This is a genomic window from Williamsia sp. z34 (assembly GCF_059553395.1).
The window spans coordinates 291053-307883 of the sequence record NZ_JCANWW010000002.1 but is presented as its reverse complement, the minus strand read 5'-3'; the positions used below and the strand labels follow the sequence as shown (position 1 = coordinate 307883).

The following is a 16831-nucleotide window of genomic DNA, read 5'->3' as shown; positions in this document are numbered from 1 at the left end:
CCGGCCATTTGTTCATTCGCCCTGTTCGACGACCTCGGCCAGCCAGTCGAGGATCTCACCACGCACCTGCGCCCGGTTGGTCTCGTTGAGAACCTCGTGACGGGCACCGGCGAAAACCCGGACGCTGACGTCCTCGAGACCGCCGTTCCGGTAGTGGGCCGCGAGTAGATCGACCAGTGCTCCCCCACCGTTCACCGGATCCTGGTCGCCCACCGCGATGAGGATCGGCAGATCCGGCCGGATCGCGGCCACCGCAGGTCGTTCCGCGATGCGCCGGGCGCCGACGAACATCGCCCGAGTGGAGTCCACGTCGATGCCGAACCCGCACAGCGGGTCCTTCACGTAGTCGTCGACAACGGTGTTGTCGCGGGAGAGCCAGTCGAAATCCGTTCTGGCGGGGGCGAACGGCGCGTTGAACGCTGTCAGGTCGAGTTCGGCATCGAGATCGAGCGCCGGTTCGAGTCCGTCTAGCGCGGCGGTGCCGGTCAGCACCACGGCGTCGACCTGGTTGCTGTCGTCGAGTAGGTATTGCTGCACCGCAAACGAACCCATGCTGTGCGCGAGGACTACCAACGGCAGATCGGGTTGCTCGGTGTGCACCATCGAGATCACCCGTCCGATGTCCGCGACCAGCTGGCGCCATCCGTCCGGACCGAGGTCACCGAGCTCGCGGTCGGCCAGTCGGGAACGTCCGTGGCCGCGATGGTCATAGCCGTACACGACATACCCGTCGTCGGCCAGCGCCTCGGCGGTCTCGGTGTATCGCCGGATGTGCTCACCCATCCCGTGGATCAGGAGCACCGCCGCCACCGGTTCATCGGTGGGGTCCCAGCGAATACCCGAGAGCTTTGTGCCGCGACTCGAATCGACCGTGAACTCAGAAGGCATGTATCCCTTTCAGCTGCGATATGCCGGCGATCAGCTGCCGGAATATCCGATGATTGCATCTGGATTCGTATTCTGAGCCATCAATCGGGGTACACCGCGTTTACACCCGACCTGAGTGCGCGTGTCGTGGAGACAGATGACCGCGCCACCGGTCGGTTCATTGCCGGGCCCTGCCGGGAACGTCGTCTACTGCCAGTGCTGTCGCTGCTGCGACTTCTGGTCGGGCCCGCGCAGGTCGAACAACGCCGAGATCGCTCCGTTCAGAAGCCAGATCACCACGCCAGAGGGGGCGCGGTTCCGGCTCCCGAGGGCACCCGCCGGGTGATTCACCAGCGAGAACGGCCTCACCTACTAGTGCAGTTGCGGGTAGCGCCCGGACTCGTCGACGTCATAACGCTCCACCGCGGTCACCGCGCCGGCCGGTAACCCGCCGTACAGGTGGGGGAACTGCAACCCCGCGGGATCCGGTGGATCGCCGTTCTCCCACACGATTTCGGCACCGACACGGAGCGGATCGATGGTCAGCAACACCAGATCGGACTGATCCGAATACAGGAGATTCGCCGGGATATGAACCTGCCGACGTTCAGACAGGTGCACAAAACCCTGTTCGGCCAGAGACGGGGGCTCGATCGATCCGGTCGTCCTGGCCTCGAGCCAGTCGGAGATCGAACAGAGATGGACCAGGTTCGTTCCTGCACTCACCCCACCAGCCTGCCGCATCAGCCCGGCAGCGCGCCAGGGGCAATTTCATTGCGGGCGTCAGAGGCAATTTCATTGCGGGCGCCAGGGGCGATTTCGCCACCGCTGCCGGCACGATTTCCATGCCCCGCATCGCGCCCGCGTTCGTCGCGCCCGCTCTCGTCGCGCGCGGTGAAGACGATGGCCGCGATGACCAGTGCGATGCCGCACAGTTCGGCGGGCGACGGTATCTGCGACAGCATCACGGCGCCGACCACCGCCGCGGTCACCGGGAGCAGCGCCAGCAGCAGCGCGAATCGGGCCCGGGTCAGGCGAACCAGCACGATCTGGTCGAGCAGATACGGGATCGCACTCGAGAGCACCCCGACACCCACGCCGAGCGCCAAGAGCCGCCAATCCCATAAGGCCCCGGGATCGGTGGCGGTGCTCACCCCGATGACCAGCGGCGCGCAGATCACCCCGGCCATGGACAGTCCGATCGCCAGATCGTCGATGCCGTCCCGCCAGGACTGCCCCGTCATTCCGCCACCGGAGACCGACTTCCCGATCAGGATGTAACCGGCCCACAGGGCAGCGGCCATCAGCGCGAACAGCACCCCGATGGGTGACCCCGACAGGCTTGCACCGCTCAAGAGCACCACCCCGACGAGGACCACGAGCACCGCGATGCCGTCTGCGAGCCGCCGCGAACCGGCCGCCGCGACGACGATCGGCCCGAGGAACTCGATCGCAACCGCCACCCCGAGGTCGATGTGATCGATCGCCAGATAGAACGACATGTTCATGCCCAGCGTCACCAGCCCGAACGCCGCGGCGATCAGTAACCGTCTGTGGCCGAAAGACCCCGCCACGCGCGGCCGGCGCCGGCCGGCGAGCGGCCACCAGATCGCCAGCAGCGCGGCTCCGGCGCCCATCGTGCGCAGCCAGGCCACCGCCGCGGGGTTCAGGTCGTCGAACAACGGGACCGCGATCGAGGCACCGACGTACTGACAGATCGCCCCGATCACGAACAGCGCGGGCAGCAGCGCGAGGCGTCCATCCGGGCGCGGGCCGGTGTCGGCGGACGGGTGCATCGATCAACTGTAAATGCCGGGGGCCGACGGGACTTGCCTCACACCACTCCGGTTACATATGTTGCAGAGCGCAGGTCGCCTGTTACGGGTGAGTGACGACACACCCGGAGGACCCGGGGAACAAAGACGATCGGCAATTCGTCTGAGAGAGTGAGACCTGGATACACCGCCCCGGTGTATTAGCTCGCGAAGGGAACCGCGCCACGCAGGCCCGGGACGGAGGAAAAATGTCAGACACCATCACCACGCCCCCGATCGCCATGCAATTGACCACTGCTGACCGCTGTGATCGTTGCGGTGCCGCAGCACGAGTGCGCGCCACGCTCTCCACCGGTGGAGAGCTGCTGTTCTGCCGTCACCACTTCAACGAGCACGAAGCACGGCTTGTCGACATGGGTGCGACAGTGACATCCGAGGACGAGCTCGTCTAAGACAACAAAACAACAGCACTGCCGCGGATCACTCGAGTGATCCGCGGCAGTGCTGTTTTGCGGGGGGTCACCGCAGTGACGGCCGAGAGCCGGAGACCGCGCTCAGCGCCACTTGCGCAGCGCGTCGATCCGCTCCTGCAGTTGTTCGGCCGTGGCCATCGCGGTGGGTGGACCACCGAGTCGTTCCCGCAACTCGTTGTGCACCTGGCCGTGGGGCTTGCCGGTGCGGTGGTGATGCATGGCCACCAGGCTGTTGAGTTCTTTGCGCATGGCGGTGAGTTGCTTGCCCACCGACGGTGACCGCTCGACCGGCGGTGCCGGAGCCGGATCGGCGGTTCGGTTCTCGACCTGATTGGGTTGCCGTTTACGGAGCAGGTCACGCACCTGGTCGGCGTCCAGGAGACCGGGCAGGCCCAGGTAGTCGGCCTCTTCGTCGCTGCCGGCGAACGTCGCGGTGCCGAAGGACGACCCATCGAAGATCACCTGATCCAGTTCGGCGTCGGCATGCAGGGACTCGAACCCCTTCTCGTCCTCGCCCGCTTCATCCTTCTGCTTGTTCGCGTCGTTGAGCAGCGCATCTTCGAGACCGTCGGATTCCCGGTGCGGCTTGCCCAGCACGTGATCGCGCTGCGCCTCGAGCTGGCTGGCCAACTGCAGCAGGACCGGCACCGACGGCAGGAACACGCTGGCGTTCTCCCCCGGCCGCCGCGACCGCACGAACCGGCCGATGGCCTGGGCGAAATACAGCGGGGTCGACGCGCTGGTGGCATAGACACCGACCGCCAGACGCGGGACGTCGACGCCTTCGGACACCATCCGGACAGCAACCATCCACTCGTCCTTGGATTCGCTGAACGACGCGATCCGCCCGGACGCCTTCGGATCATCCGAGAGCACCAGCGTGGGCATCTTCCCGGTGATCGCCTGCAGCAGTTCCGCGTAGTCGCGCGCGACGGTCTGATCGGTGGCGATCACCAGGCCGCCGGCATCGGGCATGCCGGTGCTGCGCAGTTGCCTCAGACGCGTGTGAGCGGCCTGAAGGACGGCCGGGATCCAGTCGCCGTGCGGGTCGAGGGCGGTGCGCCAGGCGCGTGCGGTGTGTTCGGCGGACAGCGGTTCGCCCAGTCGGGCGGTGAACTCCTCGCCTGCACTGTTGCGCCAGCTCGCCTCACCCGAGTACGCCAGGAACACCACGGGGCGCACGACGCCGTCGGCCAGCGCGTCGGAGTAGCCGTAGGTGTAGTCGGCGACCGAACGGGCGCCGCCGCCCGGTTCGGGTTCGTACGTGATGAACGGGATGGGACTGTCGTCGGACCGGAAGGGCGTTCCGGTCAAGGACAACCGCCGGGTGGCGTCGGAGAAGGCCTCGCGGATCGCATCACCCCAGCTTTTCGCGTCACCGCCGTGGTGGATCTCGTCCAGGATCACCAGGGTCCGGCGGTTCTCGGTTCGGACACGATGTCGCGACGGGTGGGCCGCGACCTGGGCATAGGTCAGGACCACGCCGTTGAAGTCGGAGCTGGTCTGGCCCGCGGAGTTGCTGAAATTCGAATCCAGGGCGATGCCCGCCCGGGCGGCCGCGCCGGCCCACTGATGTTTCAGGTGTTCGGTGGGTGCGACCACCGTGATCTGGTCCACGGTACGGTCGGCCAGCAGTTCGGCGGCGATCCGCAGACCGAAGGTGGTCTTACCGGCACCCGGGGTGGCCACCGCCAGGAAATCCTTCGGCGCGGCCGACAGGTACTTGGTCAGCGCCCGTCGCTGCCAGGTCCGTAGCGACGACGCTGCCGGCGCCGGGGCCGGGGTGGTTGTCGATGGCTCGGAAACGGCTGTGGGTCGGGTCACGGCAGAGCACAACTCCTTGACGCAGTTGAGGTTTGAACAGTGGTGCACCGTTCGACGAAGTCGGACGAGTGCGCCTGGCGGTCGGTGTCGGCGACGAAGCGCTCGGCGAGCCCAGGCATCGGGGAATGCTACCGCGGATCGGCGGACGATCGGGTGCAGGGCGGTGGCGGCGCGGCAACACGCATCGAATCCCAACTTCGGCAATGCTTGAGACCATCAGTGCATCAGCCGGGCCCGCCCCCGATTCCGTCCCCGAACCCACGCCGTCGACCCAGACCCGTGGTGATGACGCAGATAGACCCACGATTGCGGGGGTGACCAAGCGCCTGCCCTGGATGCTCTGGCGGACCATCACGAAGTCCTGGGATGACTCGATCTTTGCGATGGCAGCCCAGGCGGCGTTCTGGCAGACACTCTCGCTACCCCCGCTTCTCCTGGGATTACTGGGCACTGTGGGGTATATCGCAAATTGGTTCGGGCCCAACACCGAAGAGATCATCTCCGACCGGATCATCAGTTTTTCGGACCGGACCTTCAGCGCGAACGTCGTCGACGAGCTCATCCGGCCCACCGTCGACAACGTGTTGGTCAGCGGCCGCGCCGAGGTGATCTCGCTGGGCTTCCTGCTGTCCCTGTGGGCAGGGTCGTCGGCCATGGCGAGTTTTGTCGACTCGATCGTGATCGCACACGGCCAGCACAACGTGCGTCATCCGGTCACCCAACGGCTGTTCGCCCTGTGGCTGTACGTGTGTTTCCTGGTACTCGCCGTGCTGACCCTGCCGCTGGTCGCTCTCGGACCCACCTATGTGCGCGAGGTGATCCCGGACTCGTGGCACCCGGCGAGCACTGTGGCGATCGAGTACGGCTATTTCCCGGCCGTGGCGCTGTTGTTGATCGCGGGTCTGACCACGCTCTACCGCGTCGCACTCGCCAAACCACTGCCCTGGCATCGCCTGGTCTGCGGCGCGCTGCTGGCAGGGTTGGTGTTCTGGTGCGCCAGCGCGGTCCTGCGCTGGTATCTGACGGCCATCACCGCAACCGGGTACAGCTACGGTGCGCTGGCCACACCGATCGCGTTCCTGCTGTTCACGTTCTTCCTCGGTTTCGCGATCGTGGTGGGCGCCGAGTTCAACTCGGTCGTGCAGCAGCTGTGGCCCGCGAATCCCACCAAGATCGACCAGATGCGCGACTGGGTCTCACAGCAGACCAGCGACATCACCGATCAGTTCCGCAGCACTCCGCAATGGCTGCCGACGGGCCCGATCCAGAAGAAGCCCGACCCGGTCCGAAAGACCCGGGCCGACGATCAGGGCCCGCCGCCGCAGGTGTGAACGCGCCTCGCGCAGGTGGGACTCAGTCGCCCTTTTTCATCTTCGAGTAGATCTTCTTGCACTTCGGGCAGACCGGCGAACCCGGCTTGGCCGAACGCGTGACCGGGAACGTCTCACCGCAGAGCGCCACCACGATGTTGCCCATGACCGCACTTTCGACGATCTTGTCCTTCTTGACGTAGTGGAAGAACTTCGGTGTGTCGTCTTCCGTGGTTTCGTCGGTGGTGACGTCCGGCTTGTCGAGTGTCTGGGTATCCATGCCGTCAATTCTGCAACGACCTGGCCCGTCGGGCCAATATCGACCCGATGTGGCCGTCGGCGGGAACAAAGAGGATAGTAGAAATCGTGGGTTCGAAAGATCACGCGCCCGAAACGTTTCTCATCACCGAGGCACAGACCTCCCTGGAAGAACAACATCGCGCTCGCGTACGCAGATACCTGACGTTGATGGCTTTTCGCATTCCGGCACTGGTCATCGCGGGAATCGTCTATGCGACCACACAGAACGGGTTCCTGGCGCTCGGCGTGATCGTGCTGTCCATCCCCATTCCCTGGATCGCGGTACTGATGGCCAACGACCGGCCACCCCGATCCAAAGACGAAGTGCTCCATTACAAGTACAGCGGTCCGTATTCACGACAACTGACCGACGGCAACGATTTCCACGGAATCGATCGACGCAAAGAGTGACCATCACAGAACAAACGGCCGACCTGTACACCCAGGCCGACGGCCTACGCGAGGCTTTTCTGCGCGCCGACTACACCACCGATGGTGTGTTGCGCCTGCTCGGAGAACAGGCACATGCGGCCCTCGGTCGCGGCGAACCCGTCCCGGCCCGCCGAATCTGCGCCGACGGCGGTGAACTCGGCGTCCTGGTCCGCCTCCTCCTCCTCGGCGACACCTGTACAGAAGCGCAGGTCAGCGCCGCACTGCGGCCGGTGACGGTCGACGATGCGCTCCGGCACGGCATCGTCCGCCGTGACGATCGCGGGCTCTACGCAGCCATCGACCTGCGGCCCTTCGACTTCGGCGCGGGCAACCGGTGGCTGTTCTCCGACCTCGACGGCACGCTGCGCCGTCACAGCATCACCGAGGACCATGTCCTCGGTGTCGGCCACGCGTCGCTGTCATTGCTCCGGGCCACCCCCACCGAGCCGGTCGGCCGGCTTCTCGACGTCGGCACGGGATGCGGTGTGCAGGCCGTGCATGCCGCGGATTTCGCCGCACATCTCACCGCAACCGACATCACGGACCGATCGCTGGCCCTGACCCGCGCGGGCATGGCCATCAACGGCATCGCACCTTCGCGGTACTCGCTGCTCAAAGGGCCATGGTTCGGCCCGGTCGGTGGCCAGAAGTTCGATCAGATCGTCGCGAATCCTCCTTTTGTCGTCGGACCGCCGAAGGTGACACACACCTACCGCGACTCCGGTCTCGACCTCGACGGTGCCAGCGAGTTGATGTGCCGGACCGCACCGAACTTCCTGACCGAGGGGGGAACCGCCTCGATGCTCGCCTCCTGGGTCATCACCGGCGACGATTGGCGTGAGCGGATCGCGCAGTGGATCCCCGACCAGGGTGTCGATGCCTGGGTGGTGCAACGTGACGTCGCCGACCCGGCCCTGTACGTCGGCACCTGGCTGCGTGATGCCGGCCGCGATCCGCGTGATCCGGCATCGGCCGAGATGGCCGATGCGTGGCTGACCCACCTGCAGAAGGCCGGAGTCCGCGGTATCGGATTCGGCTTCGTGTTCCTGCGCCGCACCGATGAGCCCACCGACCTGCTCGCCGAAGAGCTCAGTCACTCCTTCGACGATCCCCTGGGCGCCGAGGCCACCGACTACCTGCGTCGCGTTGCCTGGCTACGCAGTCACGACGTGGGTGACGAGCGATTCTCGGTCGCCGACGGCGTCGCTCTGGAACAGGTGTCGACGCTGGCGGCCGAAGGCGGATGGGAGCGCATCGTCACCCGCATCCACCGGCCGGACGGTCCGCGGTGGAGCCACGAGATCGACCCGTTGGGGCAATCGCTGCTGGCCGGTCTCAACCCCGACGGATTGTCCCTGGACGAGGTGACCGAACTGCTCGCGGTGGCAACCGGCGAGGAGAACATCGATGCCGCGGCCGTGCACGAATTCGTCGAGGGTCTGATCCGCCACGGCATCGTCCTACCGGCCCGCTGGGACCGCCTGCGCCGGGAAACTTCAGTACACTCTCAGTAACTTCTCAGCCCGGTTCTCGAAAGACGCAGGTCACGGGGTTCACCTCGTGATCTCGATGAGGAACTATCTGCACCGGCCCCTCCGTTGAACAGTGTGAAAGCAACCGCACTTGAGGAGGCCGACATGTCCAGCCCCACCACCACCATCCGTCCGGCGATGACCGAACAGGACCTGGATGCGCAGAGCCCGGCCTCGGATTTGGTCCGTGTCTATCTGAACGGGATCGGCCGCACCGCGCTGCTCACCGCTGAACAAGAAGTCGAACTCGCCAAGCAGATCGAGGTCGGCCTCTACGCCAAGCATGTACTCGCCACGCGCAAGCGTCTGTCCGCGGTGAAGAAGAAGGATCTGGCCCAGCTGGTCCGCGAGGGTGAGTCGGCACGTGCCCACCTCCTCGAGGCCAACCTGCGCCTGGTTGTCTCCCTGGCCAAGCGCTACACCGGGCGCGGCATGCCGCTGCTCGACCTCATCCAGGAGGGCAACCTCGGGCTGATCCGCGCGATGGAGAAGTTCGACTACGCCAAGGGCTTCAAGTTCTCGACCTACGCCACCTGGTGGATCCGTCAGGCGATCACCCGCGGCATGGCTGATCAGAGCCGCACGATCCGGCTGCCCGTCCATCTCGTGGAGCAGGTCAACAAGCTGGCCCGCATCAAGCGTGAACTGCATCAGCAGCTCGGACGTGAGGCCACCGACGACGAGTTGTCGTCAGAATCAGGCATCCCGGCGGAGAAGATCGCCGACCTCCTCGATCACAGCCGCGACCCGGTGAGCCTGGACATGCCCGTCGGTAGCGACGAAGAGGCACCCCTGGGCGACTTCATCGAGGACGCCGAGGCGACCTCGGCCGAGAACGCCGTCATCGCCGGACTCCTGCACAGCGATGTGCGGTCGGTCCTGTCCACCCTCGACGAGCGGGAACAGCAGGTCATCCGCCTGCGCTTCGGCCTCGACGACGGTCAGCCGCGCACCCTCGACCAGATCGGCCGCATGTTCGGCCTGTCCCGCGAGCGGGTCCGCCAGATCGAGCGCGAGGTCATGTCGAAGCTCCGTCAGGGTGAGCGGGCCGAGCGTCTGCGCGCCTACGCCAGCTGAGACACACATACGTTCATCGCGTAGATCAGCCGCCACCAGACATCGTCGGTGGCGGCTGATCGCTGTTCGGACCCGGCCAGGGACCGGAACCGAGACCAGTCCCGTCCCGTCAGAGCCGGCGCGGTCCGGAATCGTGTTTGGCCGGTACCGGCCCGACGGTCATCCGGGCGGACAGCACGGCAACGCCGCCGGGGGTGGCGTGGATCGGATCGCACACCACTTCACGCGTTTCGGGTATGTCGTCGACCAGCGCCGAGATCCTGGTCACCAGATCGATCAGGGCCTCCTTGTCGACCGGTTCGGATCCGCCGTACCCCGACAACAGCGGCGCCGACCGCGGCGCCTCGATGAGATCGGCGGCGTCGGCTTCGGTCAACGGCAGCGCCCGGTAGGCCCGGTCCCCCAGCAGATCACTGGTCACGCCCGCGAGTCCGAACGACATCAGTGAACCGAAGGATGGATCGTCGCGGACCCGGATGACGGTGCTGATGCCCTTGGGCGCCATCTTCTGCACGTGCAGCCGGGACTCCCCGGTGACCTCCCGCAGTTCGACCATCGCGAGTTCGACGGCATGTTGATCCGGCAGGTCCAGCCGGGCGCCCTCGCGGTCGGCGCGCCCCCGCCACACCGAGGAGAACGCCTTGACCGCCACCGGATAGCCGAGTTCATTTGCCGCCGCGACACCTTCGTCGACCGTACTGACCTCCCGGAACGGCACGATCTCGATTCCGTAGCAGCGCAACACCTCCGCGGTCAGCTGATCGTCGAGATCGATGACCGCGCCGCCGGCCCTCTCCACCGCTTCGCGAACCAGTCGCCGGGCCAGGTCGGGATCGACGTCGACCGGGCGCCGGACCTGTGATGCCGGCCGCGAACGCCACTGCGCGTACCGCCAGGCGTGACCCAGCGCTTCGGCGGCCCGCTCCGGACTCGGGTAGGACGGGATCGAGCCACGCGCCGGGGTGCCGTACGGCCCCAGGACCGTCAGATGCTGCGGAATGCCTTCCACCGCAAGGAATGTGGTGACCACCGGTTTGTCGGAACCGGACATCCCGGTCATCAGTGCTTGCGCGTACCGGTCGACGCTGATCGCGACCGGCGGCACGAACACCGCGATGAGTGCATCGACATCCTCGTCGGCGGCCGCGGTGCGGACCGCTTCCTCGAAGGTCTCCGGAGAGGCTCCCGGCCCGAGATCGACGCGCTGCACGACCTGCAGCCCGAAGTGACTACCCGCCTCCTGCGCCAGCACACCGAGGGCCGTCGAGTTGCCGACGATGCTCACCCGCGGCCCCCGCGGCAGCGGCTGATAGGCGAAGACCGTTGCGCAGTCGAAGAGTTGACCGATGGTGCTGACCTGGATGACACCGGCCTGGGCCAGCAGGGCCCGGGTACTGGCGTCGTCGAGCGAATGATCGGCGGCCGCCATCGCCGGCGGCACCGCCCCGCGGCCGGACTTCACCGCCACCACCGGCTTGCCGCTGGCGACCCGGCGCGCGAGTCTGGTGAACTTGCGCGGGTTACCGAAACTCTCGAGGTACAGCAGCACCACCTCGGTCTCGGGATCGGTGTCCCAGTACTGCAGCAGGTCGTTACCCGACACGTCGGCGCGGTTGCCGGCCGAGACGAACGTCGACAGGCCCAGCTGCCGGCGGGCCGCGGTGTCGAGGATCGCGATGCCCAGAGCGCCTGACTGACAGAAGAATCCGACCGCACCGCGACCGGGCACGTGGGGGGCGAGCGTGGCGTTGAGGGAGATGGCCGGATCGGTGTTGACCACGCCCAGCGCGTTGGGGCCGACCAGTCGCATCCCGTGTTCCCGGACCGATTCGACCAGCCGGCGTTCCGAGGCGAGCCCGGAATCGCTGGTGTCACCGAACCCGGCGGAGAGCACCAGCATCGTCTTGACGCCCTTGTGCAGACAATCGTCGAGCACCTCTTCGACGGCGTCGGCCGGGACCGCCACGATCGCCAGATCCACCGGGTCGGGGATGTCCCGCACCGTGGAGTAGGCCCGGATGCCGCGGACCGCACGGTGTTCGGAGTTGACCGGGAATACCGGACCGGTGAATCCCCCGGCGATCACATTGGCCAGCACCGCATTTCCCACCTTGAGCCGGTCCACCGAGGCACCGATCACCGCGACCGATCCCGGACGCAGCAGATTGGCGACACTGCGTGCCTCGGACGCCCGTTCCCGGGCGTTGCGCACCGACAACAGCGCTTCGGTGGGGTCGATGGTGAACTCGACGTGGATGGTGCTGCCGTCGAAGCTGCGGCGCAGCTGATATCCGGCGTCGCGGAACACCGCGACCATGTTCGGGTTCTCCGCGAGGACCTCCGCCTCGAACTTCTCGAATCCGCATTCGGCGGCCGCACCCGCGAGATGTTCGAGCAGCACCGGACCGAGGCCACGGCCCTGATGCTCGTCGGCGACGACGAACGCGACCTCGGCCGTGGTGGGCTTGCCGCTCGCCGCCAGACCTTCATAGATCCCGATGGCGATGATCTCGCCGCCGAGGACACCGACGAACGCCACCCGTGAGTAGTGGTCCACGGTGGTCATCCGGGCGAGTTCACGGGCCGGGATGTGCGGAAAAGGGCCGAAATACCGTAGGTAGCGGGTCCGCTCGGACAACCCCGAGTGGAACCGGACCAGGGCGTCCGCGTCCTCCGGGACGATCGGCCGCAGATGGACCACCCCGCCGTCGCTGGCCAGGACATCGGCGATCCAGTGGCGGGGGAAGTCGTGGGGCCCACGCTGATCCGGCCGGATGTTCTCGGTCGCCGGTTCGCTGATCTGCAAATTGTCAGTCACGGGGATCCTCCGGGTCGAGACCGCACATCGGGTACACAGCTCGACGCGTTGCCATGATGGTGGCGTCGAGGCGGGTCTGCGCCGCCTCGGTGACGCCCTCCATCAAGGGGCCGCCGCCGTCACCGTTCCAGGGTAGGTAGTCCAGGTCGCCACCGTCGGTCATGGTGGGTGCCGGATCACCGCGGAGTGACTCGTCGAGCAACTGCGATTCGACTTTGGCTGCCTCGCGCCAACTTTCATCGATGATCGTATCGGGTGCGATGTCGTTGCCGGTGACCGCCGCGATCAGATGGGTCCAGCTGCGCGGCACCACATCGACGATGCCGTAACCGCCACCACCGACCGCGAGCCAGCGGCCCTCACAGTATTTGTCGGCAAGATCACGCATCGCCAGGATCGCCGCGCGCTGGCCGTCGACCGTGAGCGAGAGGTCCGTCAGCGGGTCGCGCACGTGGCTGTCGGCGCCACACTGACTGACGATGATCTGTGGACGGAACTGGTCGATCATGGCCGGCACGATCGCATTGAAGGACCGCAGCCAGAGTTTGTCGTTGGTTTCCGGCATCAGGGCGATGTTCACCGCGGTCCCCCGCGCGTCCTTCTCACCCACCTCTTCGGGCCATCCGGTGGCGGGCCAGAGGGTGGCCGGGTGCTGGTGCAGCGACACGGTCAGGACCCGCGGATCGGCGGCGAACACCTTCTGCACCCCGTCACCGTGGTGGGCGTCGATGTCGATGTAGGCGATCCGGTCGTAGCCCTGGTCCAGGAGCCAGCGGATCGCGACCGCACAGTCGTTGTAGATGCAGAAGCCTGCCGCGTGTCCGGGCATCGCATGATGCATGCCACCGCCGATGTTGACCGCGCGCGTGACCGAGCCGGACGCGATCGCCGCCGCGGCCGCCATCGTTCCGCCGACCAGCACTCCGGCGGCCTCATGCATCCCCTCGAAGGCCGGGTTGTCGGCACTGCCGAGGCCGAACAACCGTTCCAGCAGGTGCGCGGCGCCCTTGGTGTGGTCATCGATGTTCGATGCGGCCCGGACCGCATCGAGGTAGGACGAGGTGTGGACGGTCTGCAGCAGCCGGTCGTCGACCGGCATCGGCGCACTGGTCTCGACACCGTCGAGCACCCCCAGCGACCGCGACAGTGACATGGTCAGCGCCAGCCGGACCGGGTTCATCGGGTGCGCGGGGGTCCACCGGTAGCGCAGGAAATCGTCGCTCCAGATCACTGCCGCAGACCCGGGATTCGACGTATGTGACCGAGTGCTCATGGATTGAGCCTAGTGTCCTGGTCGACACCGCATGCGTATGTGACCCACGACCCCCCGCGGGAGTACGGACTTGACCCTTCCGGGCGGGTAACCTGGGTCAAGACGAAAGGGATGGAGATCGTGAACGAACTGATCGATACGACTGAGATGTATCTCCGGACGATCTACGACCTCGAAGAAGAAGGCATTGTTCCCCTTCGGGCGCGGATCGCCGAACGGCTAGAGCAGAGCGGACCGACCGTGTCACAAACCGTAGCGCGGATGGAGCGCGACGGCCTGGTACTCGTGGCCGGCGACCGACACCTCGAACTCACCGACAAGGGCCGCAACCTGGCCACGTCCGTGATGCGCAAACACCGCCTGGCCGAACGGCTCCTGGTCGATGTCATCGGGATGCCATGGGAAGACGTGCATGCCGAGGCCTGCCGCTGGGAGCACGTGATGAGCGAGAACGTCGAGCGCAGGCTGCTCGAGGTCCTCGACCACCCGACCACCTCACCGTACGGAAACCCGATTCCGGGACTGGAATTGCTGGGTTACTCCCCCAACAACGCACCTACCGCGATGACCCGGATCTCCGAATTGCCGCAGGGCGAACCGGTTGCGGTGATCGTGCGCAGGCTGTCCGAGCACGCCCAGGCCGACCCCGAATTGATCAGTGCCCTCCAGGAAGCGGGCGTCGTTCCGAGCGCTCGCGTCAACGTCACGGTGCTGCCGGACTCCATCGTGGTGAGCACCCCGGGTCATTCCGGGCTCGAACTCTCCGAAGAGATGGCACATTCCGTCCAGGTCGAGAAAGTCTGATACCAGACCTCAATGAAACTCCTTGTCACCGGCGGAGCCGGGTATGTGGGTAGCGTCTGCGCGCGTGTCCTGATCGAGCACGGTCACGACGTGACCATCATCGACAATCTGTCCACCGGCAATGCCGATGCCCTCCCCGCGGACGCCGCCTTCGTCGAGGGCAACGTCCGCGATGTCGCCGCCGGCGTCCTGACCGGACAGTCCTTCGACGGTGTCCTGCACTTCGCCGCCCAGTCACTGGTCGGCGAATCCGTCGAACAGCCCGAGAAGTACTGGTACGGCAACGTTGTCGAGTCGCTCGCCCTGCTCGAGGCGATCCGGATATCGGGTACACCGCGGCTGGTCTTCTCCTCCACCGCCGCCACGTACGGCGAGCCGGAGTCGGTCCCGATCCTGGAATCGGCGCCGACCCGTCCCACCAATCCCTACGGTGCCACCAAGTTGGCCATCGACCATGCGATCACGTCCTACGCGCACGCCCACGGCCTCGCCGCGACGAGTCTGCGGTACTTCAACGTCGCCGGAGCCTACGGTGGCGCCGGCGAGAACCGGGTCATCGAAACGCATCTGATCCCACTGATCCTGCAGGTGGCGCTCGGTCACCGTGAGCACATCAAGATGTTCGGCACCGATTACCCGACCGACGACGGCACAGCCGTCCGCGACTACATCCACGTCCAAGACCTCGCAGCTGCCCACGTGCTGGCCCTCGAATCGGCTGTCGCCGGCCGCCACGAGATCTTCAACCTCGGCAGCGGCACGGGTTTCTCTGTGCGACAGGTCATCTCGGCGGTCGAAGAGGTCACCGGCCGAAAGATCGATGTGGTGGATGCGCCGCGGCGGGCCGGAGATCCGGCGGTGCTGATCGCCTCGAGCGACAAGGCCATCGCCGAACTCGGCTGGTACCCGGAGAAAACCGATCTCTCGGTGATCGTGGCCGACGCCTGGGACTACACCCGATCGCTCGGCGCGCGCGCCCACTCGACGGTCTGATCAGGCCGCCGGGCGCATCACCGGTCCGGGCAGCTCCACACCCAGCGACCGGGCAACAAGATAACCCGTCTGGGCACAGTCACCGATCACATGCGGCGGTATTCCCTGATTCAGCGCGTCGCTGTACAACGACGCCATCGAATACCCCGGACTCGCCTCGAGCGCATGGTCGAACGCGACCCCTGCCATAGCGCCGTTGCCGTGCACGTAATGCACGAATCCGAGAAGGGTCGCCGCGGCCGCCTGCCCGCGGCCGCGCAGCCGGCGGCAGAGTGTGGCCCACATCTGCTCGGCTTCGATCCACTTATCGGTGACCGCCAGGGCCATCAGCGCGTCGCGGACACAGAGTTCACGTAGCGCCTTGTCGAGGATCTTCAATTCGTCACAGCTCAGAGCACCGGTGTCACCGCGGCGGATCAGTGACAGTGCGAACTCGAGATCTCGTCGTTCCTGCAGGCGACGCATGTGATCGATCACCACATCCAGCGGGGTTCGGTGCTCGCCGAAAGCCTCGACGCATTCCTCCAGTACCCACTGGTCGATGAAGCTCTGGTCCACCGACCCCGTCTCGCCGGCGATCGTCATCCCTCTCCGTCCGGCCCGGTCGGCCGCGAGGTCGCGGTAGGCGAGATCGTCTGCCGCCGACACCATGTGCGCATCACAGGCGTCATCGCCGCAGTGCGGTTGCGGGGCCAGATGTTCGACCATCTCACTGCGGGTCTTCAACACCCGCCGGCCCTTGCTGACCGCACGTGCCACGGCAACGGGACTGATCAGCGGGTCTCCCAGCAGGCCCGACTCCGGTCCCGAATACACCTGCATCCCAGCCCATTCGCCGTGCGACCGGTTGTCCCACACGGTGTGCCATTCCAGGCCGACAGCGATCGCGGCTGTGGCGAAGGCTCCGTGCAGCCCGCCGGTGGCCGACAGGTGACGGTGGATGACCGCGGCCAGCCGCCGGTACTCGTCGGAATCGGCCGGATAGGTGTCGTCGACGATGACCGCCACCACTCGGACCACCTCGTACGACTCGCAGACCGCGGCCAGGTGTTCAATCACGCCGAGCATCGCGGGGGTGGGTAGTCCGGCATCGTCGAACGCCAGATCGTGGCGCATCGTGGTGCCGATCTCGGTTCCGTCACCGTCGAAGGTGATCAGGATCAGTGACCGCTGTGGGATGAAGCCGAGTAGAGCCGGAACCGCTGTGATCAGTGCGCCCGGACCGGAGACCGAAGTTGTGTATTCATCAGATGTCATGTGGTGATGGTCGGACCCGCCGCCGACCGGACATCGGGACCGCCCGGGACTTCAGCCGGGTTGTCCACCTTGTCGAGGACCATCCACAGGCCGGAT

15 protein-coding genes are annotated in these 16831 nt (G+C 66.2%); 7 read left to right on the top strand and 8 right to left on the bottom strand.

Features of this window, described 5'->3' with window-relative positions:
• Window positions 1–12: 12 nt before the first annotated feature.
• The 3 genes from AC51GT_RS05755 to AC51GT_RS05745 all read right to left on the bottom strand — a co-directional run bounded on the left by AC51GT_RS05755 (window position 13) and on the right by AC51GT_RS05745 (window position 2663).
• A complete protein-coding gene (locus AC51GT_RS05755; protein ID WP_496325201.1) occupies window positions 13–888 on the bottom strand; it encodes an alpha/beta hydrolase in 876 nt (291 codons plus the stop codon).
• 351 nt (window positions 889–1239) lie between these two features.
• Entirely contained in the window at window positions 1240–1593 is a 354-nt protein-coding gene (locus AC51GT_RS05750) for a DUF952 domain-containing protein (protein WP_496328162.1), read from the bottom strand.
• Window positions 1594–1610: 17 nt separating this feature from the next.
• A complete protein-coding gene (locus tag AC51GT_RS05745; protein WP_496328161.1) occupies window positions 1611–2663 on the bottom strand; it encodes an EamA family transporter in 1053 nt (350 codons plus the stop codon).
• Window positions 2664–2890: 227 nt separating this feature from the next.
• On the opposite strand from AC51GT_RS05745, the gene AC51GT_RS05740 reads away from it, so the two are divergent.
• Complete coding sequence (locus AC51GT_RS05740; protein WP_482139250.1) at window positions 2891–3094, top strand: DUF7455 domain-containing protein; 204 nt, start codon at window positions 2891–2893, stop codon at window positions 3092–3094.
• A gap of 102 nt (window positions 3095–3196) precedes the next feature.
• Here the strand turns inward: AC51GT_RS05740 and AC51GT_RS05735 are convergent, their stop codons facing one another.
• The gene (locus AC51GT_RS05735) at window positions 3197–4939 is read right to left on the bottom strand and encodes a DEAD/DEAH box helicase (RefSeq protein ID WP_496328160.1); all 1743 of its coding nucleotides are present in this window, start codon (window positions 4937–4939) and stop codon (window positions 3197–3199) included.
• Window positions 4940–5253: 314 nt separating this feature from the next.
• Between AC51GT_RS05735 and AC51GT_RS05730 the strand changes: the two genes are divergently transcribed.
• A complete protein-coding gene (locus AC51GT_RS05730) occupies window positions 5254–6270 on the top strand; it encodes a YihY/virulence factor BrkB family protein (RefSeq protein ID WP_496325205.1) in 1017 nt (338 codons plus the stop codon).
• Between the two features lie 22 nt (window positions 6271–6292).
• Here AC51GT_RS05730 and AC51GT_RS05725 read toward each other — a convergent pair whose 3' ends face one another.
• Window positions 6293–6529: a DUF3039 domain-containing protein gene (locus AC51GT_RS05725; protein WP_496325206.1), complete on the bottom strand. Its 237-nt coding sequence runs from the start codon at window positions 6527–6529 to the stop codon at window positions 6293–6295.
• 86 nt (window positions 6530–6615) lie between these two features.
• Here AC51GT_RS05725 and AC51GT_RS05720 point away from each other — a divergent pair, with 86 nt between their 5' ends.
• The 3 genes from AC51GT_RS05720 to AC51GT_RS05710 all read left to right on the top strand — a co-directional run bounded on the left by AC51GT_RS05720 (window position 6616) and on the right by AC51GT_RS05710 (window position 9590).
• Window positions 6616–6960, top strand: coding sequence for a DUF3099 domain-containing protein (locus tag AC51GT_RS05720; RefSeq protein ID WP_496328159.1), 345 nt, complete (start codon window positions 6616–6618; stop codon window positions 6958–6960).
• A complete protein-coding gene (locus tag AC51GT_RS05715) occupies window positions 6957–8495 on the top strand; it encodes a DUF7782 domain-containing protein (protein ID WP_496328158.1) in 1539 nt (512 codons plus the stop codon). The genes AC51GT_RS05720 and AC51GT_RS05715 overlap by 4 nt, the downstream gene beginning before the upstream one ends.
• A gap of 123 nt (window positions 8496–8618) precedes the next feature.
• Window positions 8619–9590, top strand: a complete 972-nt coding sequence (locus AC51GT_RS05710; RefSeq protein ID WP_496325209.1) for a sigma-70 family RNA polymerase sigma factor — start codon at window positions 8619–8621, stop codon at window positions 9588–9590.
• Between the two features lie 109 nt (window positions 9591–9699).
• Here AC51GT_RS05710 and AC51GT_RS05705 read toward each other — a convergent pair whose 3' ends face one another.
• The gene (locus AC51GT_RS05705) at window positions 9700–12408 is read right to left on the bottom strand and encodes a bifunctional acetate--CoA ligase family protein/GNAT family N-acetyltransferase (RefSeq protein ID WP_496325210.1); all 2709 of its coding nucleotides are present in this window, start codon (window positions 12406–12408) and stop codon (window positions 9700–9702) included.
• Complete coding sequence (locus AC51GT_RS05700) at window positions 12401–13681, bottom strand: acetoin utilization protein AcuC (protein ID WP_496325211.1); 1281 nt, start codon at window positions 13679–13681, stop codon at window positions 12401–12403. The genes AC51GT_RS05705 and AC51GT_RS05700 overlap by 8 nt, the downstream gene beginning before the upstream one ends.
• A 120-nt stretch (window positions 13682–13801) precedes the next feature.
• Between AC51GT_RS05700 and AC51GT_RS05695 the strand changes: the two genes are divergently transcribed.
• Entirely contained in the window at window positions 13802–14485 is a 684-nt protein-coding gene (locus tag AC51GT_RS05695; RefSeq protein ID WP_496325212.1) for an iron-dependent transcriptional repressor DtxR, read from the top strand.
• 12 nt (window positions 14486–14497) lie between these two features.
• A complete protein-coding gene (gene galE / locus AC51GT_RS05690) occupies window positions 14498–15478 on the top strand; it encodes a UDP-glucose 4-epimerase GalE (RefSeq protein WP_496325213.1) in 981 nt (326 codons plus the stop codon).
• Here galE and AC51GT_RS05685 read toward each other — a convergent pair whose 3' ends face one another.
• Window positions 15479–16735: a DUF4192 domain-containing protein gene (locus tag AC51GT_RS05685; protein WP_496328157.1), complete on the bottom strand. Its 1257-nt coding sequence runs from the start codon at window positions 16733–16735 to the stop codon at window positions 15479–15481. It lies immediately after the preceding gene.
• Window positions 16736–16831 lie beyond the last annotated feature (96 nt).

Excerpts from the sequence above, each read along its gene's own strand:
- galE (WP_496325213.1), top strand. The coding sequence starts at position 14,498 with ATGAAACTCCTTGTCACCGGCGGAGCCGGGTATGTGGGTAGCGTCTGC.
- AC51GT_RS05725 (WP_496325206.1), bottom strand. The coding sequence starts at position 6,529 with ATGGATACCCAGACACTCGACAAGCCGGACGTCACCACCGACGAAACC.
- AC51GT_RS05710 (WP_496325209.1), top strand. The coding sequence starts at position 8,619 with ATGTCCAGCCCCACCACCACCATCCGTCCGGCGATGACCGAACAGGAC.
- AC51GT_RS05740 (WP_482139250.1), top strand. The coding sequence starts at position 2,891 with ATGTCAGACACCATCACCACGCCCCCGATCGCCATGCAATTGACCACT.
- AC51GT_RS05685 (WP_496328157.1), bottom strand. The coding sequence starts at position 16,735 with ATGACATCTGATGAATACACAACTTCGGTCTCCGGTCCGGGCGCACTG.
- AC51GT_RS05755 (WP_496325201.1), bottom strand. The coding sequence starts at position 888 with ATGCCTTCTGAGTTCACGGTCGATTCGAGTCGCGGCACAAAGCTCTCG.
- AC51GT_RS05745 (WP_496328161.1), bottom strand. The coding sequence starts at position 2,663 with ATGCACCCGTCCGCCGACACCGGCCCGCGCCCGGATGGACGCCTCGCG.
- AC51GT_RS05700 (WP_496325211.1), bottom strand. The coding sequence starts at position 13,681 with ATGAGCACTCGGTCACATACGTCGAATCCCGGGTCTGCGGCAGTGATC.